Annotated in this window: 17 protein-coding genes; 13 read left to right on the top strand and 4 right to left on the bottom strand. The window is 56.5% G+C overall.

Annotation, left to right across the window (positions count from 1 at the left end; all coding sequences use genetic code 11):
- Positions 1 to 24: 24 nt before the first annotated feature.
- The 12 genes from murD to mutT all read left to right on the top strand — a co-directional run bounded on the left by murD (position 25) and on the right by mutT (position 16,073).
- Entirely contained in the window at positions 25 to 1,422 is a 1,398-nt protein-coding gene (gene murD / locus AU11_RS06740) for a UDP-N-acetylmuramoyl-L-alanine--D-glutamate ligase (RefSeq protein WP_043317388.1), read from the top strand.
- A complete protein-coding gene (gene ftsW / locus AU11_RS06735; protein ID WP_043317386.1) occupies positions 1,419 to 2,645 on the top strand; it encodes a putative lipid II flippase FtsW in 1,227 nt (408 codons plus the stop codon). The genes murD and ftsW overlap by 4 nt, the downstream gene beginning before the upstream one ends.
- Positions 2,645 to 3,742 (top strand): undecaprenyldiphospho-muramoylpentapeptide beta-N-acetylglucosaminyltransferase, encoded by a 1,098-nt coding sequence (gene murG, locus AU11_RS06730; RefSeq protein ID WP_051687011.1) that lies wholly within the window; start codon positions 2,645 to 2,647, stop codon positions 3,740 to 3,742. Before ftsW ends, murG begins: the two co-directional genes overlap by 1 nt.
- Positions 3,743 to 3,785: 43 nt before the next feature.
- A complete protein-coding gene (murC, locus tag AU11_RS06725) occupies positions 3,786 to 5,228 on the top strand; it encodes a UDP-N-acetylmuramate--L-alanine ligase (protein WP_043317385.1) in 1,443 nt (480 codons plus the stop codon).
- Between the two features lie 12 nt (positions 5,229 to 5,240).
- The gene (locus AU11_RS06720; RefSeq protein WP_043317383.1) at positions 5,241 to 6,080 is read left to right on the top strand and encodes a cell division protein FtsQ/DivIB; all 840 of its coding nucleotides are present in this window, start codon (positions 5,241 to 5,243) and stop codon (positions 6,078 to 6,080) included.
- A 91-nt stretch (positions 6,081 to 6,171) separates the two neighbouring features.
- Entirely contained in the window at positions 6,172 to 7,407 is a 1,236-nt protein-coding gene (gene ftsA / locus AU11_RS06715; RefSeq protein WP_043318403.1) for a cell division protein FtsA, read from the top strand.
- Between the two features lie 76 nt (positions 7,408 to 7,483).
- Positions 7,484 to 8,686 carry a cell division protein FtsZ gene (gene ftsZ, locus AU11_RS06710; protein WP_043317381.1) on the top strand — a complete coding sequence of 401 codons (1,203 nt, stop codon included), beginning with the start codon at positions 7,484 to 7,486 and terminating at the stop codon, positions 8,684 to 8,686.
- 559 nt (positions 8,687 to 9,245) lie between these two features.
- Positions 9,246 to 10,157, top strand: coding sequence for a UDP-3-O-acyl-N-acetylglucosamine deacetylase (gene lpxC / locus AU11_RS06705; protein ID WP_043317379.1), 912 nt, complete (start codon positions 9,246 to 9,248; stop codon positions 10,155 to 10,157).
- Positions 10,158 to 10,477: 320 nt separating this feature from the next.
- Entirely contained in the window at positions 10,478 to 11,416 is a 939-nt protein-coding gene (locus AU11_RS06700; RefSeq protein ID WP_043317377.1) for a M23 family metallopeptidase, read from the top strand.
- 186 nt (positions 11,417 to 11,602) lie between these two features.
- A complete protein-coding gene (gene secA, locus AU11_RS06695) occupies positions 11,603 to 14,350 on the top strand; it encodes a preprotein translocase subunit SecA (protein ID WP_043317376.1) in 2,748 nt (915 codons plus the stop codon).
- Positions 14,351 to 14,466: 116 nt separating this feature from the next.
- Positions 14,467 to 15,663, top strand: a complete 1,197-nt coding sequence (gene argJ, locus AU11_RS06690) for a bifunctional glutamate N-acetyltransferase/amino-acid acetyltransferase ArgJ (RefSeq protein WP_043317375.1) — start codon at positions 14,467 to 14,469, stop codon at positions 15,661 to 15,663.
- A complete protein-coding gene (gene mutT / locus AU11_RS06685; protein WP_081847970.1) occupies positions 15,663 to 16,073 on the top strand; it encodes an 8-oxo-dGTP diphosphatase MutT in 411 nt (136 codons plus the stop codon). Before argJ ends, mutT begins: the two co-directional genes overlap by 1 nt.
- 349 nt (positions 16,074 to 16,422) lie before the next feature.
- Here mutT and nagX read toward each other — a convergent pair whose 3' ends face one another.
- From nagX to AU11_RS06665, 4 genes are all read right to left on the bottom strand, one after another.
- The gene (gene nagX, locus AU11_RS06680; RefSeq protein WP_043317374.1) at positions 16,423 to 17,520 is read right to left on the bottom strand and encodes a transmembrane glucosamine N-acetyltransferase NagX; all 1,098 of its coding nucleotides are present in this window, start codon (positions 17,518 to 17,520) and stop codon (positions 16,423 to 16,425) included.
- Between the two features lie 266 nt (positions 17,521 to 17,786).
- A complete protein-coding gene (locus AU11_RS06675) occupies positions 17,787 to 20,900 on the bottom strand; it encodes a glycosyl hydrolase family 18 protein (protein ID WP_043317373.1) in 3,114 nt (1,037 codons plus the stop codon).
- A 281-nt stretch (positions 20,901 to 21,181) separates the two neighbouring features.
- Positions 21,182 to 21,640 carry a hypothetical protein gene (locus AU11_RS06670; protein WP_043317372.1) on the bottom strand — a complete coding sequence of 153 codons (459 nt, stop codon included), beginning with the start codon at positions 21,638 to 21,640 and terminating at the stop codon, positions 21,182 to 21,184.
- A gap of 164 nt (positions 21,641 to 21,804) precedes the next feature.
- Positions 21,805 to 22,947, bottom strand: coding sequence for a fatty acid desaturase (locus tag AU11_RS06665; protein ID WP_043317371.1), 1,143 nt, complete (start codon positions 22,945 to 22,947; stop codon positions 21,805 to 21,807).
- A gap of 659 nt (positions 22,948 to 23,606) precedes the next feature.
- On the opposite strand from AU11_RS06665, the gene AU11_RS06660 reads away from it, so the two are divergent.
- Positions 23,607 to 25,619: a hybrid sensor histidine kinase/response regulator gene (locus AU11_RS06660; RefSeq protein ID WP_231491659.1), complete on the top strand. Its 2,013-nt coding sequence runs from the start codon at positions 23,607 to 23,609 to the stop codon at positions 25,617 to 25,619.
- The last annotated feature ends 141 nt before the right edge of the window (positions 25,620 to 25,760 follow it).

The following is a 25,760-nucleotide window of genomic DNA, read 5'->3' as shown; positions in this document are numbered from 1 at the left end:
AATCGCGGAATTTATATAAAACCAATGAGCCTAATCGCAACTTCAGAGAGAAAAGTGGTGATCGGACTGGGCGCTACCGGACAATCGGTGGTGTGCTATCTGCTGCGCCAGGGTATTTCTCCTGTGGTCGTTGACAGCCGCGAGACGCCGCCCGCACTGGTTCAGTTCCGCGCAGAATTTCCGGACGTGCCAGTGGAGTGTGGCCCGCTGAACCAGGAAACCTTACTTGCGGCCAGCGAAATCATCGTGAGCCCGGGTATCGGAGTAGCGGAACCGGCGATTGCGGCTGCGGTGAAGGCTGGTATCCCGGTGGTTGGCGATATCGAATTGTTCGCGCGGGAAATCAATCGCGCTGAAGTAAAACCGAAGATTATTGCTATAACCGGGTCCAATGGTAAAAGCACCGTGACCACCCTGATGGGGAAGATGGTCGAAGCCGCGGGGATGCGTGTGGCAGTGGGTGGGAACATTGGTGTGCCGGTGCTGGATATGCTGGATCGATGTGGCCCCGTATTGCCGGATGTATTTGTTCTGGAGCTTTCCAGCTTTCAACTCGAAACGACCAGTGCTCTCGCGCCGGATGTCGCCACCATCCTTAACATCAGCGCGGACCACATGGATCGCTATGCCAATCTTGCGGCTTACCACCAAGCGAAGCAGCGAGTGTACCGTCATGCAGAGCAGCTGGTGGTCAACCGGGCAGATCCACTCACCCGCGGTCCTCTCGGGAAAGATCGGCTCGAGTGGAGTTTTGGCCTTGACCGACCGGACTTACGTCAGTTCGGTGTGATCAGCGCGGAAGACGGCCAGTGGTTGGCCAAAGGCGCTGAGAAACTGATACGCAGCGATGAGATGGCCATGGTGGGCAGTCACAACGCGGCCAATGCGCTCGCTGCGCTGGCACTGGGCAATGCGGTGGGAATTCCCATGGCGCCAATGCTTGACGTGTTGCGCACTTTTACAGGGCTTGCGCATCGTTGTGAGCGCGTGGGCGAGAAAGACGGCGTCATTTATGTGAACGATTCCAAAGGTACCAATGTCGGTGCCACGCGCGCGGCACTCGATGGCTTGGCTGACGATGCGCGTAAGATTGTTTTGATTGCTGGCGGCGATGGCAAAGGCGCTGATTTTTCACCGTTGGTGGAAGCGGCGGATGCCTTGCGTGGGCTGGTGACCATTGGCGTGGATGGTCCAGCGATCGCTCGGGTATTCGATGGCAAGGTTCCACAGCAAACCGCTGTGGATATGTCTGATGCGGTAAGCAAAGCCCGTGCACTGGCGCATTCTGGTGACTATGTACTGCTGTCACCGGCGTGCGCCAGTTTTGATATGTATCGAAATTTTGAAGCGCGTGGTGAAGCCTTTCGACGTGTTGTAGAGGACCACTTGTATTCCAGTCCGGCAAATGGAGGTGCGCAGTGAGTAAGTTGCCTCTGAGTGCTGCCAATCAGGAAGTCGATCCATATGCCTGGGTGCTGCCTTTCTGTGTCGCGGCATTGGCCAGTATCGGTGTGGTGATGGTCGCCTCAGCGTCGGTTGCTTACGCCTCGGATCTATACAATGACGAGTGGCACTTTCTAAAGCGGCATCTGGTATTTCTTGCTGTGGGTGTGCTGGGTGCGTTTGTGCTGAGCCGAATTTCCCTCAGTACCTGGTCAAACCTGTCGTGGACATTGCTGATTTTTGCCTGTGCCATGTTAGTGGTAGTGCTGATTCCAGGTGTTGGCCGTGCAGTCAACGGCAGTATGCGCTGGATTGCACTGGGGCCGATTACCGTGCAGCCAGCGGAAATTGCCAAATTTTGCTGCCTGGTATTTTTCGCCAGTTTCCTGACCCGGCGTCAGGAAAAGCTGCGCCATTGGAGCAGCTTTATGGTGCCGATTTCCGTGCTGGGAGTCGTGGCGATTCTGCTGTTGCTGGAGCCGGATTTTGGTTCCGTTGTGGTTATTGCCGGCACCGCACTGGCGATGGTGTTTCTCGCTGGTGCGCGCCTGCCGCACACCTTTATGCTGGTAGCTCTGGCGGCCTGTGGCCTGGTGATGATGGCGATTTTCAGTCCCTACCGATTACAGCGCCTGACGACTTTCTGGGACCCCTGGGCCGAGCAGTACGCGGCCGGGTACCAGCTCACTCAGTCGCTGATTGCGTTTGGGCGTGGTGAGTGGTTTGGCGTGGGGCTTGGAAACAGCGTGCAGAAGCTGTTTTACCTGCCCGAGGCGCACACCGACTTCGTGTTTGCGATTCTCGCGGAAGAGTGGGGCCTGGTGGGTGGCCTGCTGGTGATCGCCCTGTACAGCGCACTGACCTGGTCCCTGCTGAGGCTGGTGCGCAAGGCGTTGCAAAAGCAGGCTTATTTCGCCGCACTGCTGACCTTCGGTATTGCGGTGCTGTTAGCTGGGCAGGCGTTCGTGAATATGGGGGTGGCATCGGGCCTTTTGCCTACAAAAGGTTTGACGCTGCCGTTTGTCAGCTCTGGTGGTTCCAGCCTGGTGGTGTGCTTCGGATTGTTTGCACTCGCCTGGCGCGCGCAGAGAGAACTGAATAGTGACGAAGGAGAGGACCAGGGTCGTTTCGCCAAAATAAGTCAGTTGCCGATTTTCAACCCACTGCAACTGGGCGATCGGAAAACCGGGGAGGCAGCGTGATGAGCGCGAGCGACAATGCCAAGCCGTTTGCCGGCAAGAAAATCCTAATGATGGCCGGTGGCACCGGTGGTCATGTATTCCCTGCACTGGCGGTGGCCAATGCTCTGCGGGAACAGGGTGCTGTGATCGAGTGGTTGGGGACTATGCGCGGTATTGAGTCGCAATTAATTCCGGCGGCGGATATCCCATTGCACTTTATTACTGTTGAAGGCATTCGCGGCAAAGGTAAGGCGGCACTGCTGAAAGCACCGCTGCAGATCACTAAAGCGATTTGGCAGGCGCGCAAGGTTGTGAAAGCCGTGGGACCAGATGCGGTTCTTGGATTCGGCGGTTTTGCTACGGGCCCCGGTGGGGTGGCCGCACGGCTTGCCGGAGTCCCGTTGATTATTCACGAACAGAACGCGGTGGCGGGCACGACCAACCGGCTGTTGGCCAAAGTTGCGAACCGTGTGCTGGAAGCATTCCCCAGCGGTCTCCCAAAGGCGGAAGAGGTCGGAAATCCAGTGCGTGAGGAAATCTCCAGTCTGCCGGAGCCTGCCCAGCGCGTTGGCACCAGGCAGCCTCCACATCTGTTAATTCTGGGGGGCAGCCTGGGAGCGGTGGCGATTAATGAGCTGGTACCTCAGGCGCTGGCAAAAATACCGGCGGACAGCCGGCCATTGGTGGTGCATCAGGCCGGGCAGCGACACCTGGATGTGGCGAAAGAGGCCTACGAGCGTGTAGGTGTGGCGGCGGATGTCGTGCCGTTTATTGCTGATATGGCGGCGGCATATCGCCAGGCCGACCTGGTGATCTGTCGCTCAGGTGCTCTGACGGTTTCCGAAATTGCGGCGGCGGGGCTGGGTGCAATCATGGTGCCCTTCCCTTTCGCCATTGATGACCACCAGACAAAAAACGGAGAGTGGTTGCAGCAGGCGGGCGCCGCTCGTGTGATCCAGCAGGATGATCTGGATGCGGACCAGCTGGCGAAGTTGTTGAGCAGTTTGTTCGCCGATCCCAAAAAATTACTGGCCATGGCTGAAGCTGCGCGTCGCGTGGCTAAACCCGACGCAACCAGTCGAGTGCTGTCCGTGTGCCGCGAAGAGTTAAGGTGCTGAGATGACTGACGGAAAAGCCGGAAGCGCCGAATCAGGAATTGTTATGAGCGAAACGGGCGAGCGCCACTATCACGTACCCGCTATGCGTCGTATACGCCGTATCCACTTTATTGGTGTGGGTGGTGCGGGAATGAGTGGTATTGCAGAAGTGCTGCAGAACCAGGGCTACGAAGTATCAGGCTCGGACCTGCGCGACAGCAAGGTAACCGAGCGACTGCGCGGCCTGGGTGTAAAAGTGCAGATTGGCCACACCGCCGAAAACGTCAGGGACGTTGATGTCGTGGTCAATTCTTCGGCCATCTACGGTGATAACCCCGAGTTGACTGCGGCGCGGGAGAACCGCATCCCTGTGGTGCGCCGTGCGGAGATGCTCGGTGAATTGATGCGGTATCGCTACGGCATTGCGGTTGCCGGAACCCATGGTAAGACCACGACTACAAGTCTGATTGCGTCAATTTTTGCCGCTGACGGCAAGGATCCCACGTTTGTGATTGGCGGGTTGGTGAACAGTGCCGGCGCAAATGCCGCGCTCGGTGAGAGTCGCTACCTTGTGGCCGAGGCGGATGAGAGCGATGCCTCCTTCCTGCATCTGCAGCCGATGGTTACCGTAGTGACCAATATCGATGCGGATCACATGGAAACCTATGGTGGAGATTTCGAAAAGGTCAAACAGATCTTCATCGACTTTATTCACAACCTGCCATTTTATGGGCTGGCGGTGATGTGTGGTGACGATGCAAATGTTCAGGAAATTATTCCTAAGCTGGCGCGACCGGTCGCCACCTATGGATTCGATGAGGGTAATGACTTTCGCATCAGTGATGTGCGCCAGGAACCGCTGCGCAGTTTCTTTAATGTGTTGCGCCCCGATGGCAGCGTAATCGATGTATGCGTCAATGTACCCGGTATCCACAATGTACTGAATGCGACGGCAGCTATCGCAGTGGCGTCTGAAGAAGGGGTAAGCGACGCCGCTATCCGCGAAGGGCTGAAAGGCTTCCAGGGCGTTGGGCGTCGCTTCCAGATATACGGTGAGTACCCAGTCAGTGACGACCCGGATGCGGACAAGGTCATGTTGGTGGATGACTACGGCCACCATCCCCGAGAAGTTGCCGCGACGATCAAGACGGTGCGTGACGGTTGGCCAGAGCGGCGGCTGGTGATGGTGTACCAGCCCCATCGATATACCCGTACCCGGGATTTGTTCGAAGATTTTGTGCAGGTGCTTTCACAGGTCGACAAGCTGGTTCTTCTGGATGTATACAGCGCGGGCGAAGCAGTAATCCCGGGTGCCGATGGGCGAACTCTGGCGCGTAGCATTCGCAATCGCGGGCAGGTGGATCCGATTTTTGCTGAAAAAGTTGACCAGGTACCACCAATCCTTGCGGATCTTCTGGAGCCTGGGGATATCGTGCTTACCCAGGGGGCAGGTAACGTTGGTGGCCTGGCCCAGCAATTGTCGGAATGGCGCCTCGGCGACAAGTAACGGTAGCCGGCAGTGGGTAGAGAAACAAAATCGTCCCGCGAAAAAGTGGCGAAGAATAGAAAACCGAAGAAGGCGGTGCGTGGCGCTCGCGCTTTACCGAACCCGGATCATCAGTCCGCACCAGGGGTGCTGCGTGTTCTTGGTACGGTCTGCATGTTGTTGCTGGTCGCCGGTGCGCTGGGTTACACCGCGCACTGGCTCTGGCAGAAGGCCCCTGCGGTGGAATTGAGCCGCATGGATGCCCTGGAAAATGTGCGTGTGAAGGCGCCGTTCCGAGCAGTCAGTGAGAAAGCGGTCGAAGATATATTGCTACCGCACCTGAGTAACGGCTTCTTCGCAATGAATATCGATGAGATACGCAATGCGCTGTTGGCCGATCCGTGGATTGTTAACGCAACGGTAAGTCGCCGGTGGCCCAACGGGATTGAGGTCGTCGTTGAGGAAGCAGAGCCGCTCGCGATCTGGGGCGGAGACCAACTTCTGATCGCCAGCGGGGCTTTGTTGCCACGACCGGAAAATTTGAAAGACCTGCGGTTGCCGGAGTTGGCTGGCGACGCAGATCTGGTGGATCGAATCATGATGCAGTACCAGGCCTTGGCTGGACTGTTGACCACCAAAGATATGGAAGTGCGCCGCCTCTCATTCGATGACCTGGCGGGTTGGCAGCTGGAGCTGGTGAGCGGTATTCATTTGCAGCTCGGGCACGATGAACTGCTGGAGCGGGTCGATCGCTTTCTCAGTTTGACACGCGGCGTACTGGCGCCGCATCTGCAAAAAGTCGCGGGGGTGGATGCCCGCTATAACAACGCAGTTGCGGTGCAATGGAAGGCAACGGAAAACAAACAAAACTGACAACAAAACAGGCAGATAAAAAGCGGTACCTGGCCCTGATCCGACATGCACAATGTGGATCGGCGCAATGTTCCGCGAGGTTGAAATACGAATGACACAGTCCTCAGAACCACGCATGATCGTCGGGTTGGATATCGGTACATCCAAGGTGGTGGCGATCGTTGGTGAAGTTTCCGGAGACGGCGAATTGAATATCGTCGGAATCGGCTCTCACCGCTCTACCGGTATGAAGCGGGGCGTGGTGGTGAATATTGAATCCACAGTGCAGTCTATTCAGCGCGCGGTGGAAGAAGCCGAGCTCATGGCGGGCTGTGAGATTCACTCGGTGTATGCGGGTATTGCCGGTAGTCATATTCGCAGTCTGAATAGCCACGGTATCGTGGCGATCAAAGACCGCGAAGTGACCCAGCAAGATCTGGATCGTGTAATTGACGCTGCGCGGGCGGTGGCGATCCCCGCGGATCAGAAAATCCTTCACACCCTGCCGCAGGAATACCTGATCGACAATCAGGAAGGGGTGAAAGAACCTCTGGGGATGTCCGGTGTACGCCTCGAGGCAAAGGTGCACCTGGTCAGTGGCGCGGTGAATGCGGCGCAGAATATCGAGAAGTGTATCCGCCGCTGTGGCCTTGAAGTGGAAGACATCATTCTGGAGCAATTGGCTTCCAGTTATGCGGTGTTGACCGATGATGAAAAGGAGCTCGGTGTCTGCATGGTAGACATCGGTGGTGGCACCACGGATATTGCGGTTTTCACCGGTGGCTCTATTCGACACACCGGGGTGATTCCTATTGCCGGCGACCAGGTAACCAATGACATTGCCATGGCATTGCGTACACCGACGCCTCACGCGGAAGACCTGAAGATCAAATATGCCTGTGCGTTGGCAAAGCTCGCCCGTGAAGGGGAAACCATCAAGGTGCCGAGCGTGGGCGACCGCGCGCCGCGGGACCTGTCCCGCCAGGCGCTGGCGGAAGTGGTGGAGCCTCGGTACGACGAATTGTTCACATTGGTGCAGGCGGAGTTACGCCGTAGCGGTTTTGAAGACCTGTGTGCTGCGGGCATTGTATTAACGGGCGGTTCTTCAAAAATGGAAGGTGCCGTCGAACTGGCGGAAGAAATTTTCCATATGCCTGTGCGCCTGGCCGTACCACAGGGTATTGCCGGACTGACCGATATCGTTAGCAACCCCATCTATTCCACTGGGGTGGGCTTGCTGATGTATGCCATCAAGGCGGAAGAGAGCAAGGGTAGCCAGCCCCGAGTCAAGCACGACGAAAACCAGTGGTGGGACAAGGTTAAACACTGGTTTAGAGGCAACCTTTAGCAGGGGGCCCTAATGCCGAAAATAAATACCCGGACAAATTAATAAATTTGGACATGAGCAAAAAAGGGGAACAGCAATGTTCGAACTCGTAGATAGCGTACAGGATAAGCCTGTCATTAAGGTGATTGGAGTCGGTGGTGGCGGCGGTAATGCCGTCAAGCACATGATTGCCAGTGAAGTAGACGGCGTGGACTTTATCTGTGCCAATACCGATGCTCAGGCGCTGAAAGATGTGGAAGCGCAGACCATCCTGCAGTTGGGAAACACGATTACCCGAGGCCTGGGCGCGGGCGCGAATCCGGATGTGGGCCGTCAGTCTGCGTTGGAAGATCGCGAGCGCATCGCGGAAGTACTGACCGGTGCAGACATGGTATTTATCACTGCGGGTATGGGGGGGGGTACTGGTACCGGCGGTGCTCCAATCGTGGCGGAAATTGCCAAGGACCTGGGTATCCTCACCGTTGCTGTGGTCACTCGTCCGTTTATGATCGAGGGGCGCAAGCGTACCACCGTGGCAGAAGAGGGCATCCTCGAGCTGCGCGACAAAGTGGACTCTCTGATCACCATCCCCAACGATCGCCTGCTGGAAGTGCTCGGCAACAAGATCACCATGAAGGCCGCCTATAAGGAAGCTGACAATGTACTGCTGGGCGCGGTGCAGGGGATTGCCGACCTGATGATCCGTCCCGGTATTATGAACGTCGACTTTGCGGATGTGCGTACCGTAATGTCTGAAATGGGTATGGCGATGATGGGCTCCGGCTCTGCGGTCGGTGAAAACCGTGCCCGCGAGGCGGCAGAAAAAGCGGTGCGCAGCCCGCTTTTGGACAACGTCAACCTGCAGGGCGCTCGCGGCATTCTGGTGAATATCATCACCGGAAGCGAAGAGGCCGGCTGTCAGGAGCTGACTCTGGGCGAATACTCCGAAGTGGGGCAGATTGTTCAGGAGATCGCCTCCGACGACGCCACCGTGGTTATTGGTACCGCGGTGGACGACAAGCTGGGTGACGAGATGCGTGTCACTGTCGTGGCCGCGGGCCTCGGTGATGCCGGTGCCCAGGTCGCCCGCCCGACTAAAGTGGTTGATAACACCCGTCGCGCTGAGCCCCGTGAGTCGGTTCGTCCAGCGGCGCCGGCAGAGACTGCCCGCGAGACGCAAGAAGTGCGCAACAACGCCCGCGCTGAGGTGAAGCGCGAGCGCGCCATGCCGTCCCTCAGCCCGGATCAGGATATGGAATACCTGGATATTCCTGCATTCCTGCGCCGTCAGGCGGACTGATACCGTTTGGCTCTTTGGGTCCAGCAGGGTATCCATCACCCTGTGAGGGGCTCGCTGGAGCAGCGGCGGCATCTGCTCATGTCTGTGCCCGGTGAAATTCCGGGCATTCGCCCACTCCGGCGAGGAGAGCGGAACCTTCCTAACCTGAGGTACCGCTCCCCCCAGGGCCGAAAGCGCAGCTTTTGGATAAGAACAGACAGGGAAGAAACTGGTAGTACATCGCAGGAAGGCGGTGGCATTCAGGGGGAATTCAGCAACCCGACCATAAAATGTGGTGACCTTCAGGTTTTGGGCGTAAGTTAACACTTGTTAACCTCCAGCAGCCTGGTAAAGGCGTACAATAAACACCAGATTGTTTCCGGCCTGTGCGCCGATCTGGCGCAATAGTCTTCTCAGTGGACTATGCTTTTGGGAAGCAGGGTGGAAATGGTGTGCCGTAACTGCAGACACTCCGGGAAATGACCGAACGGGTTTCTGTAGTTTTGGCGTATATTTTCTGTTACTATCGCCGGCTCGCTGCGGTTCGTGCGCAGCTCACCGATTGGGAACCTAGATATAGATGATCAAACAGCGCACTCTCAAAAACGCTATTCGTGCCACTGGTGTTGGCCTGCATACCGGTAAGAAGGTCATTTTGACCCTGAAACCGGCGCCGGTGAACAGTGGTATCGTATTCCGTCGGGTCGATCTGGATCCGGTGGTTGAGATTGAAGCGCGTGCTGAAAACGTGGGCGACACCCTGCTCTCCACCACATTGGTGAAGGGTGACGTGCGTATAGCCACGGTTGAGCACCTGCTGTCCGCCATGGCTGGTCTGGGTATCGACAATGCGATTGTCGAACTGTCCGCCCAGGAAGTGCCGATCATGGACGGCAGTGCCGGTCCTTTCGTGTTTCTGATTCAGTCTGCAGGTATTCAGGAGCAGGCCGCTCCCAAGAAATTCCTGCGGATCAAGAAGCCGGTGACTGTGGAAGAGGGCGATAAGGTTGCCAGTTTCCTGCCGTTTAACGGCTTCAAGGTGTCTTTCACCATTGATTTTGATCACCCGGTTTTCGAGGGGCGCAACCTCAGCTCCTCTGTAGATTTCTCCAGCACCTCCTTCGTGAAGGAAGTGAGCCGTGCGCGTACCTTTGGCTTCATGCACGAAATCGAGTATTTGCGCTCCAAAGGTCTGGTGCAGGGCGGCAGTGTGGATAACGCCATCGTTATCGACCAGTACCGTATCCTCAATGAGGGTGGTCTGCGCTATGAAGACGAGTTCGTGAAGCACAAGATTCTCGATGCCATCGGCGACCTGTATCTGCTGGGTACCAGTGTGATCGGTGAGTTCAAGGCCTTTAAATCCGGTCATGCTCTGAACAACAAATCCCTGCGTACCCTGATGGCTCAGGAAGACGCATGGGAAATGGTTACTTTCGAAGATGAACAGGAAGCGCCAATCTCTTACGTCAAGCCGATTCTGGCGGTGTAAGAAGCACTTGACGCAAAAGCCGGCACGAAAATTGCCGGCTTTTTTGTTTGTGGCGAGCAATGATTTGTGCGCCAGTATTCTTATTTCGCCGCCAGTGCGTGTTACATTGGCTGGCACTCGCCATGAGGATGGCGCCCGGGGCAAGCAGGATGCGGCAGTCCCGGCCTCCGACAGAAGTCACTGAAGAGCCGTGTGTAACGGGCTCGTGCGCGTTTTGACTGGAAACTTCTGGTCTCGATGCTGTGACTGAAAGACTGTCGAGGGCCGAATACTAAAACAACAATTTGTCGCAAACCTTGTACGTCAGAAATGCGCCTGAAATGAAAGTTATCCTCGTCAATGACCGCGGCGGTGTGTCGCGCACTTTCAACTTCGGTGGCCTGAGTAAAGCTCTGCTCGGCCTCTGTCTGTTGGGCCTGCCCGTTGGCGCGTTGCTTATCGGGGCCAACCTTCCCGCTACAGAATCCGACGTATTCGACTCCCGCGCGGTCAAGGCGTGGAACAAGGCCTTGCGCAAACAGCAGGATCAGATTCAGGAAGCGGATCAGCAGGCGCGTGAGCAGCTCACCGCACTGACGGTAAAGCTTGCGGAGATGCAGGCTCGGCTGACCCGCCTGGACGCGCTGGGTGAGCGGCTTACTACCATGGCCAAACTGGATGAAGGTGAGTTTCAGTTTGGCAGTATGCCCGCTGTGGGCGGCCCGGAAGACCCGGGTATCAGTGGTGCCAGCGAGCTCCCCTACCAGCCCCCCGAGTTTCTCGAAGTCATCGGCGATCTGTCCGATCAAATCGAAGACCGCCAGATGCAGCTGCAGACGCTGGATAACCTGATGGCGCGCCGCCAGCTGCAGGACGAACAGTTTATCGCCGGCCGCCCGATTACTCGCGGTTGGATGTCTTCCCGCTACGGATACCGTACCGATCCTTTCAGCGGCCGCCGCTCCTGGCACAAAGGTGTCGATTTCGCCGGCAAGAAGGGCTCTGATGTTGTGTCCGTGGCGGCCGGCGTGGTGACCTGGGCGGAAGATCGTTATGGCTATGGCCAGCTGGTGGAAATCAACCATGGCAATGGCTATAAGACCCGCTACGGGCACAACAGTGAACTCAAGGTCAAGGTTGGTGATGTGGTCAAGCGCGGCCAGGTGATCGCCCTGATGGGTTCCAGTGGCCGCTCCACCGGACCCCATGTGCATTTCGAAGTGTATAAAAACGACCGACCGGTCGATCCTGCCAGCTATATCCGCCGTACCGGCAGATAACAACTATCCTCTATTCTTGCGCACGGGGCCCTTGTAATCCCGTAATGGCGCCCGCAACTCTGGTGTTTGCACCAAGTTAGACTGTTGCGGCGTCTGGCGCCTTCCTGTTTACTTGCACTCTTTTCTGCGCAGAGGCCCCATTTTTGGCCCTGCAGGCATAATCAGCATTAATGTGGTTTCTGAATAATGATTGGCAAACTGATAAAAACGGTCTTCGGCTCAAAAAATGACCGCGAACTGAAGCGCATGCGCAAGGTTGTCGCGAAGATTAACGCGCTGGAAGACGACTACAAAGCGCTGGACGACGCCGCGCTGAAAGCCAAGACCGATGAGTTCCGCCAGCGTCTGGCGGATGGTGAGACCCTCGACAAGATCCTGCCGGAAGCCTTTGCCGCGGTGCGCGAGGCCAGTGACCGCACCCTGGGAATGCGCCACTTCGACGTGCAGATGATTGGTGGTATGACCCTTCATGAAGGGCATATCGCCGAGATGCGCACCGGTGAGGGTAAAACCCTGGTGGCGACATTACCCGCCTACCTGAACGCGCTGGAAGGGAAGGGTGTTCACATCGTAACCGTGAATGACTATCTCGCCAGCCGCGACGCCAACTGGATGCGCCCGGTATACGAGTTCCTCGGCCTCACGGTTGGAATCGTGGTCTCTCAGCAGCATCCGGAAGACAAGAAAGCGGCCTACCAGGCAGACATCACCTACGGTACCAACAACGAGTTCGGCTTCGATTATTTGCGCGACAATATGGTGTTGCGCAAGGAAGATCGTACCCAGCGCCCGCAGAATTTCGCCATTGTGGATGAGGTGGATTCCATCCTGATCGACGAGGCCCGCACCCCGCTGATTATCTCCGGTGCCGCGGAAGATTCTTCTCAGCTGTATATGGCCATGAACAAGCTTGTGCCGCAGCTGGAGCGCGGCGAAGAAGGTGGCGAAGGTCATTACACCGTGGACGAGAAGAGCCGTCAGGTAGAGATGACCGAAGAGGGGCACCAGCTGATCGAAGATCTGCTGACTCGCAACGGCCTGCTGAAGGAAGACGAATCACTTTATGCTCCCGGTAACCTGGGCCTGCTGCATCATGTCAATGCTGCCCTGCGTGCCCACGTGCTGTTCAACCGCGATGTGGATTACATTGTGCAAAACGGTCAGGTGGTGCTGATCGATGAGCACACCGGCCGCACCATGCCGGGCCGCCGCCTGTCCGAGGGCCTGCATCAGGCGCTGGAGGCGAAAGAGAACGTTCAGATCCAGAGTGAGAGCCAGACGCTCGCCTCCACAACATTCCAGAACCTCTTCCGCTTTTATCCGAAACTCGCCGGCATGACCGGTACCGCGGATACGGAAGCCTTCGAGTTCCGTCAGATCTACGGTCTGGATGTGGTGGTGATTCCCACCAACCGCGAGAAGCAGCGCGAAGACCTCAATGATCTTGTGTACCTCACCAAGGAAGAGAAGCTCGAAGCCATTATTGAGGACATCAAGTACTGCCGGGATAAAAAGGCGCCGATTCTCGTCGGTACCGCGTCCATCGAGACCTCTGAGGAAATGTCCCGACTGCTGCAGAAAGCCAAGATCGAGCACCAGGTGCTGAACGCCAAGTTCCACGAAAAAGAAGCCCAGATCATCGCTCAGGCAGGTCGCCCGGGTACCGTGACCATCGCCACCAATATGGCGGGCCGCGGTACTGACATTGTGTTGGGGGGTAACTGGGAAGCGGAAGTCGAAGAGCTGCAACAGAGCGAAGGGCGAGAGGCAACTACGGAAGAGATCGAGAAGATCAAATTCGAGTGGAAGAAGCGCCACGAAACCGTGATTGAGGCTGGCGGCCTACACATCATCGGTACCGAGCGCCACGAATCCCGCCGCATCGACAACCAGCTGCGGGGCCGTGCCGGTCGACAGGGTGACCCGGGTGTGACCCGCTTCTACCTTTCCCTCGAAGACAACCTGATGCGTATCTTTGCCTCTGATCGGGTGAAGAACTTTATGCAGATGCTGGGTATGGAGCGCGGCGAAGCCATCGAGCACCGCATGGTGTCTAACGCCATCGAAAAAGCCCAGCGCCGTGTGGAAGGACGCAACTTCGATATCCGTAAGCAGCTGCTGGAATACGATGATGTCGCCAATGACCAGCGTCAGGTGATCTACTCACAGCGCAACGAGTTGCTGGAAGCAGAGAACATCAGTGACACCATTACCGCCATTCGCGACGATGTGGTAAACGAAGTGATTTCTGCCCATGTGCCCCCGCAGAGTGTGGAAGAGCAGTGGGATATTCCCGCGCTTGAGCAACAGCTGGCATCCGAGTTGGGGCTGCAATTACCGATACAGCAGTGGCTGGACGAAGACCGCACCCTGCACGAGGAAAGCCTGCGGGAAAAAATTGTTGAAGAGTCACAGAAGGCGTATCAGCAGAAGCTCGCACGTATTGCCGAGAGCACAGGCGATGAAAACCTGATGCCCACAATCGAGCGTCAGGTGATGTTGCAGGTGCTGGATCAATTGTGGAAAGAGCACTTGTCCAGCATGGATCATCTGCGCGCGGGCATCGGTCTGCGCGCCTACGCCAACAAGAACCCCAAGCAGGAATTCAAGCGCGAGTCTTTCCAGTTGTTCCAGACCCTGCTGGAAAACCTCAAGCACGAGGTAATCCGCGTGCTGGCCCATGTAGAGCCGATGACCCGCGAGCAGATGGAAGAAATGGAGCAGCGTCGTCTGGAGGCTCAGCGCCGTCAGCAACTGGAGTTGCAACATGCCCAGGCTTCAGCATTGCCGGAAACAGAAACCGCCACGGCGGAAGCAACTCCGGAGCCGGTACGTCGTGGGCCCCGTGTTGGCCGCAACGACCCTTGTCCCTGTGGGTCGGGTAAGAAGTACAAGCAGTGCCACGGCAAGCTGACTTCCTCCACTCCTACCTGAAAACTATTGTGCAGTCGTTATTGACGCATTAGATTCTGTAAAGGCCCGCCCTTACCCGGCGGGCCTTTTTATTTATAATTCGCGCACTACCCGCTTTTGCTCAAGGACGTAACCTCATGGCGCAGCCACTTCCTCCGGTTCCCGGTATCCGCCTTTCCGCCGTTCCCGCCAAAATCAAAAACTGGCAGCGTGACGACCTGTTGCTGATCGAAATCGCCGAAGGTGCCAGTGTTTCCGCGACCTTTACCCAGAACGCCTTCTGCGCGGCACCGGTGCTGGTGGCCAAGGAGCACATTCGCCAGGGGCAAATTCGCGCGCTTTTGATCAATGCTGGCAATGCCAATGCGGCCACCGGAGAGCGAGGCCTGAAAACCGCGCAACAAAGCTGTGAAGGGGTCGCGAACGCGCTTAAAATCAAAGCGCAGCAAGTACTGCCATTTAGTACCGGGGTGATTGGTGAGCACCTGCCGGTACAGAAGATTCTCGACGCGTTGCCAGCGGCTGTGGATAACCTGCAGGCGGATGCCTGGGACAGTGCGGCCAGAGCCATCATGACCACCGATACCCGTCCCAAGACGGCCAGTCGTACTGTCGATATCGGCGGTGAGGCCGTCACCATCGCTGGTATCGCCAAGGGGGCTGGTATGATCCAGCCGAATATGGCGACCATGCTGGCGTATGTGGCTACCGACGCGTGCATTGCGCAGTCAGTGCTGGACGAACTGGTTAAGGAAGCGGTGAATGCTTCGTTCAACCGCATTAGTGTGGATGGCGATACGTCCACCAACGACGCCTGCGTGCTGATTGCCAGTGGCGCCACCGGCCGTGAAATTGAAAGGGGTAGCGAGGCCTTTGCACAGTTGAAGGCGGCCATTGTGGATGTGCATATCGAGCTGGCGCAAGCCATTGTGAAAGACGGTGAGGGTGCGACCAAGTTTGTTACCGTGCGGGTGAACAACGCGGCCACCCCAACTGAAGCACTGCGTATGGCGTTTGAAATAGGTGAGTCACCACTGGTAAAAACCGCGATGTACGCATCTGATCCGAACTGGGGTCGTCTGGTAATGGCGATTGGTAATGCGGGTGCCGAGAACCTGGATACCAGTAAGATCAGTGTGTTTCTCGATGATGTCCAGATTGTAGAAGCCGGCGGTCGCGCAGATAGTTACACCGAGGAAGCTGGGCAGAAAATTTTTGCGCAAGCGGAATTCACTATTACCGTGGACCTGCAACGGGGTGATGCTTGTGAACACATCTGGACCTGCGATTTCTCCCACGAGTACGTGACCATCAATGCAGAGTACCGCACTTGATGGACGCGTCGGTGATCGAGCATATTCACGTTGCAGTCGGTGTCATTCTCGGCGTCGATGGTCGAATCCTGTTAGCCAAGCGTCCCGACCACCTGCATATGGGTGGCCGATGGGAGTTTCCGGGCGGCAAGGTCGAGGACAGTGAGACCATTCAACAAGCGATGAGTCGAGAGCTGAAAGAAGAGCTCGATATTGAAGTGAAAGCCATGGAGCCGCTAATCGAGGTTCGCCATGACTATGGGGATAAGCAGGTGTTTTTGGATACCTGGTTTGTTACCCAGTTCAGCGGAAAAGAGCGCGGTGTTGAGGGGCAGGAGCTGGCTTGGGTTGCTGTTTCAGAATTACCGGATTTTTGTTTTCCGGATGCTAATCAGCCTATTGTTGAGGCTTTGCTCGAGCGCCTTGGTTAAGTACGGGGTCCGCTAAGTTCTTCTGCAGGATTGCTGGCGGAAAAGCACTGGGTACGGGTTTTCAGGACCGCTGTGAATACGTCCCTGTACGCTGCGTCGCAAACATCCCTGTTTGCGACGCTCCTGAAAACCCGCACCTAGCACTTTTCCTTCACATCAAAATAATCACTTCGTAGCGGCAATGAGATTGTTCAATTCTGCTTGATCTGTGCACAGAGTTTAAATCGAAGGCGGAGTGCCAGGTATTCGTTTTCAAAAGCGTCGGCGACAGGGATGTATTCACAGCGGTTTTGAAATCGAATACCTGGTGCTCAGCCGCCACCAATCCAGTCAAGCGGAGCCCCGAAACTCAAGGGCTAATAAAGATCCCACGCTTGAACAAGAACCGCAGCACCAACCACTGCAGCAAAATCACACCACAGGCAATCACCAAAATCCCCGCCGCTTCGGGCAAGGCTGAAGCAATCCCACCGAACACACTCTTACTGGAATATGTCCAGTTCACCAGGCTGGTACCGAGATACACCAGAATCGCATTACAACCAATCACCGAGAAAAAGTAGGTGAAGGTTTCCCAGTGCCACATATCCACAACCAGGTAGAAAATACCTAAAAGAAGCAAGCAGCAACCGCAGGTGATCAATACAAACGAGCTGGTCCACAGCTCTTTGTTCACCGGGTAAATCCAGTGCCATAAAAATCCTACGAGCAGACAGGCCGCAGCGCCGATAAACAGGCCTTTGAGAATGGCTCCGTGATCACCCGCATTCCTGCTGAGCCAACGGCCGGCGAAGACGCCGAACATGGCGTTGGAAATGGCTGGGATAGTGGAGAGAACACCTTCCGGGTCGTAAGCGCGGTTTTGGTAAGTGATTCCCGGCAGGAAATGTTGATCCACCCAGGCGTTCACCGAGCCCAGCGGTGTGTAATCGCCAGCGGCAGCCTGAATCAGCCAGTATCCCAGCAAGATGCCGGCAGTAATCGCGTACTGAGTACGAATGCCGAAATGCCAAACGATCATCGCCGCAAAAAACCAGGCAAAACCGATGCGCGCTAACACACTGGCATAGCGGATTTCACCCAGGTCCGCCGGGATGCCGGTACCCCAACCGTGGTTATAAAGAACCCCCAGCAATATCAGTAAAAACAGGCGCTTGATAGCCTTGCGGTAAACTGGTGCCCGCTGGCTGATCGGCAGCCCCTGTAAAGATTTGTTGGCAAGTCCGAGGGTGACACCGGAAAGAAAAATAAACAGTGGAAAGATCAGGTCGTAAAAACTGAAGCCGTGCCACTCGGTATGCTGCATCTGCCCGTGCCCAAACTGGAAAATGGACCAGCCGGTGAGCGCAAATAGCGGCAGGAACAGCGCCTCGCCGCCGATAATCCAGAACATATCGAAGCCGCGCAGGGCATCGACGGAGGCAAGTCGTTGTTTTTTACTGACCATGATTGTTACTGCTAATCAAAAATTGAATATAAACGCGCTGTGGCAATTTCCCAAGGTAGCCCTGTTTCAGAGTTCTCATGGATGAAAACCAAAAAAAGCCCCGACCGGAGCCGGGGCGAACATAGGAGCAAATCCTGTACAGGAGTTCCTATCAGTCACAACGCAGAGAGAGAATTGTTGAATATCTGTTTTGTCGAGCTGCCCATCCTGTGAGATTGGACCGGCGCTGCGTCGCCGGCCCGGTTAGTCTGGTTATCTGGCGGAGTTCAGAGATTGCAGACGAAGCTCCAGCTGCCGTCCGCAGTGCCTGGTTCGGACTGAGTCCACCACTTGGCCTCGAATACACTGTTGTTGTGGATGATCTGGTCACCACTCGCTGCGTGATTACCCCGTGGCCACTCGGGGTAGGTGACCAGGCCACTGGTATCCACACCCGCATCGCTACAGCTCTCACCGCTACCGCCCCCAGAACTGCCACCGGAGGAACCGCCACCGCTGCCGAGCTCGGCAATGGGCAGATCGGGGTATTCGAAGGCCAGTGCGTAGGTGGTTCCGTTGACCGTTGCGGTGTAGGCCTGAGGGCCGGAGACCGGCAGGTAATAATTCAGAGTCATATCCCAGGATTCACCATCCGCCAGGTCCTGCCACTCTGGAAGGCTGAAGCGCACACGGTGGAACTCATTTTCCAGGCCGCCCACGTTACCCCCACCGGCGTTGGCCCCATCCTCAATGACTTCCAATCCGGCACCGCTCTGGTCGGTGATGATGTTGGATGTGGAGGTGGGCATGTCAAACTCGAACACAGTACCGCCGGGCAGTACGCCACCGGTGTTGTTGGTAATAAACAACTTCGGATTCAATGGGTAGTTCTGATCGCCTAACTTGAAATCCGTGATCTCGATGCCGATATCCAGTGCTTCATCCGGCACCACGCGATCGGTACGCAGGTGGCGGTACTCACTGGCGTTGGCGAACTTGTCGTAGGCCAGGGTAGTGAGTGTGTCACCCATAAAGTACTCACCTTTGGACGCATCCCAGTCGTAGTCGCCGGCCAGCTCCCAGAACATGATGCCGCCGACGCCCTCGTCGATAACGTATTGCACCTTGGCGTCCATGGACTCTTCGTCTTCGGTGGAGATAAAGACGCTCTTCTGAGCATTCCACAGCCAGGGGGCTTCAGAGACGCTGTCGTAGTTACGCTCGTAGGTGCCTACCAGGGCATCTTCGGGATCGTTGGCCGGGTTCAGGCCGTAATCGGTGAGATAGCTGCCGAGGATGCCGTTTTCCAGGTTCTTGGCATGCCACATGGGGTTGGAGCCCGCGCCCATCTCTTCACCGATACTGTTTTTGTCGTGCCACATGTTGTCGATACCGACGGCGCCGTTCCCGCAATCGGAAGCGCCACCAGTACCCTCAGGGCATTCTGACTGAGCCGGTAGTGGTGCCGAGCCGCCGAGGCCATTGGTGCCGCCGGAAACACCCTGCCAGCCGCGGGTGTAGTAGGGGATGCCGATATTGATACGGCCTGCGGGCATCGAACCGCGGAAATACTTCACCGCCCAGTCGATATTCAGGTAGCCGATACCGCCGTACTGGGAGGTGCTGTAGACACTAGCGGCTGCCAGCTCCGGATCATTGCCGTTGTCGAACAGCGCGGAGTTGTGACCGACATATTCATTCCAGGCGCCGTGCAGGTCATAGGTCATGATATTGACGTAATCCAGGTACTGGGTGATCTGCATGGTCTCCATGCCGCGTAGCAGGTAGCCGGAAGATGGTGATGCGATGGTCAGCATGTAGTGGGTGCCATCCTGCTCACCGGCTTCGTCCAGTTTTTCTCGCAGAACGCGCATCAGCTCCACATAGGACTCCATCAGGGCGCCGCGCATGGGGTTGGATATGCCGAAGTCCAGCGGGTTGCCGGCATCGTTCATGCTGGTGGGATATTCGTAGTCGATGTCGACACCATCGAAGCCGTACTGGCGAATAAAGTCCACAGAAGAGTTGGCGAAGGCCTCGATACCCTGGTGGTTGATACTGCCATCGGCGTTGGTGGTCATGGTGTAGAAACCGCCATCGGCCACTCGGTCGCCGTTTTCATTGAAGTGGCCACCGGTTTCTGCCCATCCACCCACGGAGACCAGAGTCTTCACGTCCGGATACTGGTCCTTGAATTTGGACAGCTGATTGAAGTGGCCCTTGTAGGGGTAGTCGGGGTCGGTTTCGGCACCGGGGACACCATTCCACTCCATTCCGGTTGCGGGGTTGCCGGGGTCACTGGTATTGCCTACCGAAACGGAGTAATCGCTGCCTACGTGGGCGAAGGCGTAATTGATGTGGGTGATTTTCCCCCACGGAATGTCTTTAACCAGATAGCTCGGCTGCCCGTTGGCGCCGTTACGCCAGCTGGTGAAGTAGCCAATGATGCGGCGTGGGTGGTCCGCGCCCATATCTTCGCGCCCGTCCGCGTCATAAATGGCGCAGTAATTGGGTGCCGTGCCGGGTGTGGTGTAGAGCCCATCCGGGCGACAGGGGTGATCCCCGATCACCACCGCTTCATCTTCTACGGTAATCGGCACCTCTGCGGAAGCTTCCAGCTCGTCGTTATCGGAGGCGACGGCGGAAATCGTGTGGTTGCCGAGCGTTGCGGTCCAGGAAGCTGTGTACGGTGCGGTGGAATCGGTACCGATCAGGTTGCCGTCAACGTAGAAGGCTACCTGGGTTACGCTGCCGTCGCTGTCGGAGGCACTGGCGCTGATATTCACACTGTCACCCGTGGTATGGGTAGAGCCGTTGGCGGGTGCCGTAATACTGATTTCCGGAGCAACCGGCCCGACCACGACATCTTCTTCCACGGTAAAAGTGACCGGCGCGGTGGTGGTGGTGAGATTGTCATTATCTGTGATGCGGGCGGTGAGAGTGGGCTCTCCGGCTACCGCAGTCCAGGTAGTTTGCCAGGGCGCGGTGGTGTCGGTGGCGACCAGTGCTCCATCGATAAAGAATTCAACGGAGGTAACGGTGCCGTCGGAGTCGGATGCAGATGCGGACAAGACAACGCTGTCATTCTCGTTGTGGGTAGAGCCGGCAGTCGGCGCGGTGATCGATCCCTGTGGCGGTGCGAGCGGGGGGGGATCACCATCTTCGCAGACACCCAGCAGGCTCCATTCCTGATACTGGCCGGAGTGCTGTTCGGGGTTCTGATTCTGAGTCCACCAGTTTGCCTTGTAGGCGTTGTCGTTATGCTGGACCTCCGCACCCCCGGAGTAGGCGGTGGCGGCTTCCCAGACCGGGAGTGACGTGCAGTCGACGGCGGCGTAGCCGTGTCCCGCAGTGAGCATGGCAGCGGTCATCAGACCGAGCCTGAGCTTTGAGCTGATCATATAATGTTCACCTTGCGGCAGATTATTTTTATTAAATTACGACGCTAATACCTCGGCGCCGCCAAATGACATCGCTGTCAAAATAGCAATCGCCGTGGGTCGAGGCAACACCCACTTTTCATAAAGTGGTCACAATCGAGCTTTTAACGCCAGAAAATACCGCTGAGGTGAAGTCGGGAGGAAGGTAGCGCCCGTCCTCGCCCTGTACTCTCCCGAGCGGAGCACCGGGAGCCAGAGCGGAGCACCGGGGGCGGGCGATGGGCGAACGCGGTGCAGGGCGGTTACATATCCCAGAGGGAGTTAGTGGCCATGGACAGGGTAATACGCTCCTTGTCTTGGATATGCTTGAGGTTTTCGAAGACTTCCTTGACCTCCACTGACTCGATAGATCCGTATACGGAGTGGTACAGCTCGGAAAAATAGCGGTCAACCTCCTGGCCGAGCTTGTTGATTTCATCGATTGACGGCTTTTCGCTCAGATCAAGGTTTTTCAATAGCTCTCCGGCAGATTCCTCATTGGTGTATTGCAGCCAGGTCTGCATGACCTTCTGCTCCGCTACCGCGCCGTAATTCTTAAGGTTGTTTGCCATGCGCAGCTCGTGTTCGTACAGATGTTTGAGCAGCAGCTGGGTGCGGTTGTCCTGGGCATTCTCCAGCAGCTGCTGGTAAACGCCGGCCATATCCAGATGAAATTTCTGGGCGTCCTTGAGAACTTCGTGGGCCTGTTTGAACGTCTTCATCAATAGCGCCTTCTCGTTGATTGATGTAATTATAGTTTTCCTGATCGCTCGGGAGTGCGACCTTTCTCTTATGGTTATAGTGCATATCCCGAGGCGTTCAAGTCATCGCCAGTGATTGATGTCCAGATACAAAAAAGGCGACCCCTTGGGGTCGCCTTGTGCGTTTACACCGTGGCCGGAGCCAGGTGGAACTGCTCCATCATGATCTGTAAGCGTTTGCGCTGCATCTTCAGGCTGTACTCCAGCTCTTTGACGCGGGTACGGATGGTCGCGTTTTCCCATTTTTCTACGAGACGCTCTCGGGCACTCTCATAGCGAGTCTGTTGCAGTTCCTTCCACTCTGCGAGAGCGGCGGAAAAGTCCTGTGCTTCGCGTTCCAGCAGCTGCTTCCAGCTTTCCTTGTGCTTGGAGTTTTCCAGTTTTTTCTCTGCGCGCTTGAACTGCATGGTCAGCATTGCTCTTTGAATGCGCATTGCCGGCACGGTTTTAAGGTTGCGCGCCAGGCCCAGCCAGCTGGCGGTCTTGATCAGCCACTTGGTGGGGTCCCACTGGTACCAGCGGATACCGTTGCGATAATCGGTCTGAAAAATGTGATGGTAGTTGTGGTAGCCCTCACCGAAGGTGAAAAATGCCAGCAGATCATTATCGCGGGCGGTATTTTCATCGGTATACGGACGGCGGCCCCAGATATGGGCAAGGGAGTTGATAAAAAAGGTGGTGTGGTGGTTCACCACAATGCGCAATACGCCGGCCAGCAGCAACATGCCCAGCACATCGCCGGTGAGCAGGCCGAGCGCCAGGGGCACGCCGACGTTCATGGCAACGGTAATGGGTACATAGTGGTTGTGCTGCCACATAACGATTTTGTCGCGTTGCAGGTCCTTGGCGTTGTCGAAGTCTACGGCACCACTGGGGTAATCCCGCAGCATCCAGCCGATATGAGAAAACCAGAAACCGCGATTGGCGGAATAGGGGTCGTGGTCATTGTCGTCACAGTGGCGGTGATGGCGGCGGTGACCGGAACACCAGATGAGTGCACTGTTCTGAAGCGCGGCGGCACCAAACAGCGCGTAAAACAGGCGCAGGGACCAGTGCGCTTCGTAAGTCCGGTGTGACCAGAGGCGGTGGTAGCCCGCGGTGATGGAAAAGCCGCAGAAGGCACCCAGCACGGCGAATGCCAGCCACTGGTACCAGTGATAACCAACCAGGAAGCCATACAGCGGTACCAGGGTCACGGCGACCAGCGCGGTACTGGCGAACAGTACGGTCGTGAGCCAGATACGGGGGGCTTCGGGAACTGCTTTCATATATTTACAACCTTGTTTAAGCCTGCCGATTTCGGCGCTTGCGGCAGAGTCGCGGGCCGAAAGGGAAATGCTACCCCAGATACCGTCTCGGAACACGTTATTAGAGGGCGCACGTCCTGTAATTTGGTGGATATGAGACCTGTTTTTTGCCTCGTGGTTCTCATTTTCCCCGCGATGGGTTGGACGAAACTCCATTTTAGCTTGTCTTCCATGGGTAGAAAGTCAGGATTGTGCGTATATGTCCTTAAGTGCGTTATTTTGGTGCGTTGGTGGGATTTTGCGTTCGATAATGGGTCAAGCGCTGTCATTTATCGTTAATAAACGCATTCTTAGAACAGGTTTTTCGTTATATGGTTTTCGATGTGACTAAATCTTGATCTATCTGGTCGGTTTTAGAGTGAAATAGATATTTTTTTACTCTTTCTCAAAAGTTGGCACACCGGTTGCAACATATTTACCGTGGGCCGCAAGGTCCACGCTCCGGGAATCCATCACGGGTTATGGCAATTGTAATAATGCGTGACTTCCCGTTTTCTCTCATCATCGCTATTTTGGGCCCCGCATTGCGGGGCCTTTTTTTATCTGGCGATAAGTGATTCACTAGCCGTATTCCGGCTGCATGCGCGGCCTTTCCTCAAGAGCAGCTGCACGGCAATACGGTGTCGAAGACGACCCCCATACACTCCAGTCCATTTGGTCTTCACCTTGCCAGCCCCGGCGAGTTGGAAGGCCTGTCGCCCGAGCAGGCACTGAATCAGGTGCAGTACCTGCATAGCCTGCTGTTGAGCGCAAATCAGGGAATCTGGGAGTGGCATCCTGAGACCGGAGAGCAGCGCGCCACCGGAAGTATCTGGCTGCAATTGCACCAGGATCCGGAATTGGCGCTATCCGGTATATGGAGTGGTGACCTGGACCTGGTTCATACCGATGATCGCGACGGTTTACTGGCGCTGCGCAATCGTTTGTGTCAGCAGGGAACCTTTGCCGATACCACGATGCGCGCTTATGCCCGCGACGGTCAACCGGTGTGGTTACGGGTCTGGGCTCGGGCGTTCAACGATCCCGCAGGGCAGCGATTCTTTCTGGGTGGGTGTACTGATTACACCGAACCGCTTTCGTTGCGCCCCCTGTCCAACTTTTCCGGGGAGCGTTTACAGCAGACGCTCAGCGCCATTGGTGACGGCCTGTGGGAGTGGGATCTGCGGGTCGATGAAATAGTGCTGGATAACACCTGTTGGAGCATGCTGGGATATGCCCGTGGACATAGCGACCCGGATGTCAGGGCGGCACTGGCTCGCTGGAAAACCCACATGTTCCCGGATGATTACCCCGATGTTAAACAGGCGATGGAGGACAACGTCCGTGAGCGGTTGCCGCTGGACGTGGCATTCCGGCTGAAACATCGCGATGGCAACATCCTCTGGGTGCGCGCTCGAGGTAACGTGCAGACTGACAGTGCCGGGCGCCCCATCCGGGTACTCGGGACCCTTGAAGATATCACCACCACCAAGAAAAAACAGATGCGTGCGAAAGAGGAGTTGTTGCGACTAAAGCAGCAGAACCGCGACCGCACGGAGCTGATTTCGAGCCTCGGGCACGAGTTGCGCACCCCGCTCAATGCGATCCTCGGATACAGTCAGATGGTCGAACTCGATCAAAGTGTGAACCCAAATCAGCGGCTGCGTCTTGCGGAAATCCGCAAGGCCGGGCAACACCTTCTGCACCTGGTCGGAGATGTGATGGATCTCGCGCGAATCGACAGTCAGCGTCTCGCGCCCTCCATTGAGCCCGTTCAGCCCGCTAACCTGGTAGCAGACTGCCGGCAGTTACTGGAGCCTCTCGCAGATACCCGCAAGGTCAGCCTGACCTTCGAGCCTCTTGGTTGGGAGCGTGCTTTTGTCCTCGCTGACCCCGTGCGATTCAAACAGGTGGTTCTCAATCTTGTGGGTAACGCGATCAAATACAATCGCGAGGGCGGTCGCGTGGTCATTTCTCTGGCCCCCCAGGCTGAGGGGTGGTTGAGGCTGAGTGTTCTGGATACCGGCAGTGGCATTGCCGCGGCCAAGCAGCCGCAGGTATTCGAACCGTTCAACCGCCTGGGGGCGGAGCTGGGAAAGATCGAAGGCACCGGTGTCGGGTTGGCGATTGCCAAGCAACTGACCGAGGCCATGGGGGGGCGCATCGGATTTGATAGCGAGGAGGGGCAGGGCTCGGTATTCTGGATTGAATTCATGATGAACGACGCCCCAAATGAAGTGCTGAAAATGGCGGCGCGTCCCGACTACGCTCAGATGCTTCCGGCTTGCCGCCTGCTTTATATTACCGGGCGAACCGCCAATGCCAGTCGTATGAAAGTGGTGTTGGCATCTGTACAGCAGGCCGAAGTACAGACCTGCAACGATGCAATGCGGGGGATTTTTGCCGCGCGAACTGCGCACCCAGACGTCATCTTGATCGACAGTGAGTTACCTGGTGTGTCACTTCGGGATTTCGCCAGTATATTGCGGAGTGACCCAAGTACTGCACATATTCCACTTGTGGGTATTCTCGATCAGTGCAGTGAGGATGTGGATTTCTGCGTGCCGGCGAATTACGACCTCGCCGGTCTCGCTGAGGGATTGCGTTATGGGTTGTCGCTTGGTCATATCGATGAGATCGAGGGCGGGCAGTAAGCTGTACATCCGGCTGCGGCTGCCCCTGTCCCCGGTTGGCGCGAAAGCTGTGGGCGTGAATGGCGCGTAAGGAATAACGATAAGATAGTGAAAGGACGTACTGCTTGAACGAGTCAGCGCCCGATACGGGAATCGCAGATC

This window comes from Microbulbifer sp. HZ11, assembly GCF_000708675.1.
Lineage (GTDB): Bacteria > Pseudomonadota > Gammaproteobacteria > Pseudomonadales > Cellvibrionaceae > Microbulbifer.
This window is presented reverse-complemented; position numbering and strand designations above follow the sequence as displayed.

Coding starts and splice junctions, on each gene's coding strand:
- AU11_RS06665 (WP_043317371.1), bottom strand. CDS start 22,947: ATGAAAGCAGTTCCCGAAGCCCCCCGTATCTGGCTCACGACCGTACTG.
- AU11_RS06670 (WP_043317372.1), bottom strand. CDS start 21,640: ATGAAGACGTTCAAACAGGCCCACGAAGTTCTCAAGGACGCCCAGAAA.
- argJ (WP_043317375.1), top strand. CDS start 14,467: ATGGCGCAGCCACTTCCTCCGGTTCCCGGTATCCGCCTTTCCGCCGTT.
- murC (WP_043317385.1), top strand. CDS start 3,786: ATGAGCGAAACGGGCGAGCGCCACTATCACGTACCCGCTATGCGTCGT.
- AU11_RS06675 (WP_043317373.1), bottom strand. CDS start 20,900: ATGATCAGCTCAAAGCTCAGGCTCGGTCTGATGACCGCTGCCATGCTC.
- secA (WP_043317376.1), top strand. CDS start 11,603: ATGATTGGCAAACTGATAAAAACGGTCTTCGGCTCAAAAAATGACCGC.
- mutT (WP_081847970.1), top strand. CDS start 15,663: ATGGACGCGTCGGTGATCGAGCATATTCACGTTGCAGTCGGTGTCATT.
- AU11_RS06700 (WP_043317377.1), top strand. CDS start 10,478: ATGAAAGTTATCCTCGTCAATGACCGCGGCGGTGTGTCGCGCACTTTC.
- murG (WP_051687011.1), top strand. CDS start 2,645: ATGAGCGCGAGCGACAATGCCAAGCCGTTTGCCGGCAAGAAAATCCTA.
- ftsA (WP_043318403.1), top strand. CDS start 6,172: ATGACACAGTCCTCAGAACCACGCATGATCGTCGGGTTGGATATCGGT.
- lpxC (WP_043317379.1), top strand. CDS start 9,246: ATGATCAAACAGCGCACTCTCAAAAACGCTATTCGTGCCACTGGTGTT.
- ftsZ (WP_043317381.1), top strand. CDS start 7,484: ATGTTCGAACTCGTAGATAGCGTACAGGATAAGCCTGTCATTAAGGTG.
- nagX (WP_043317374.1), bottom strand. CDS start 17,520: ATGGTCAGTAAAAAACAACGACTTGCCTCCGTCGATGCCCTGCGCGGC.
- murD (WP_043317388.1), top strand. CDS start 25: ATGAGCCTAATCGCAACTTCAGAGAGAAAAGTGGTGATCGGACTGGGC.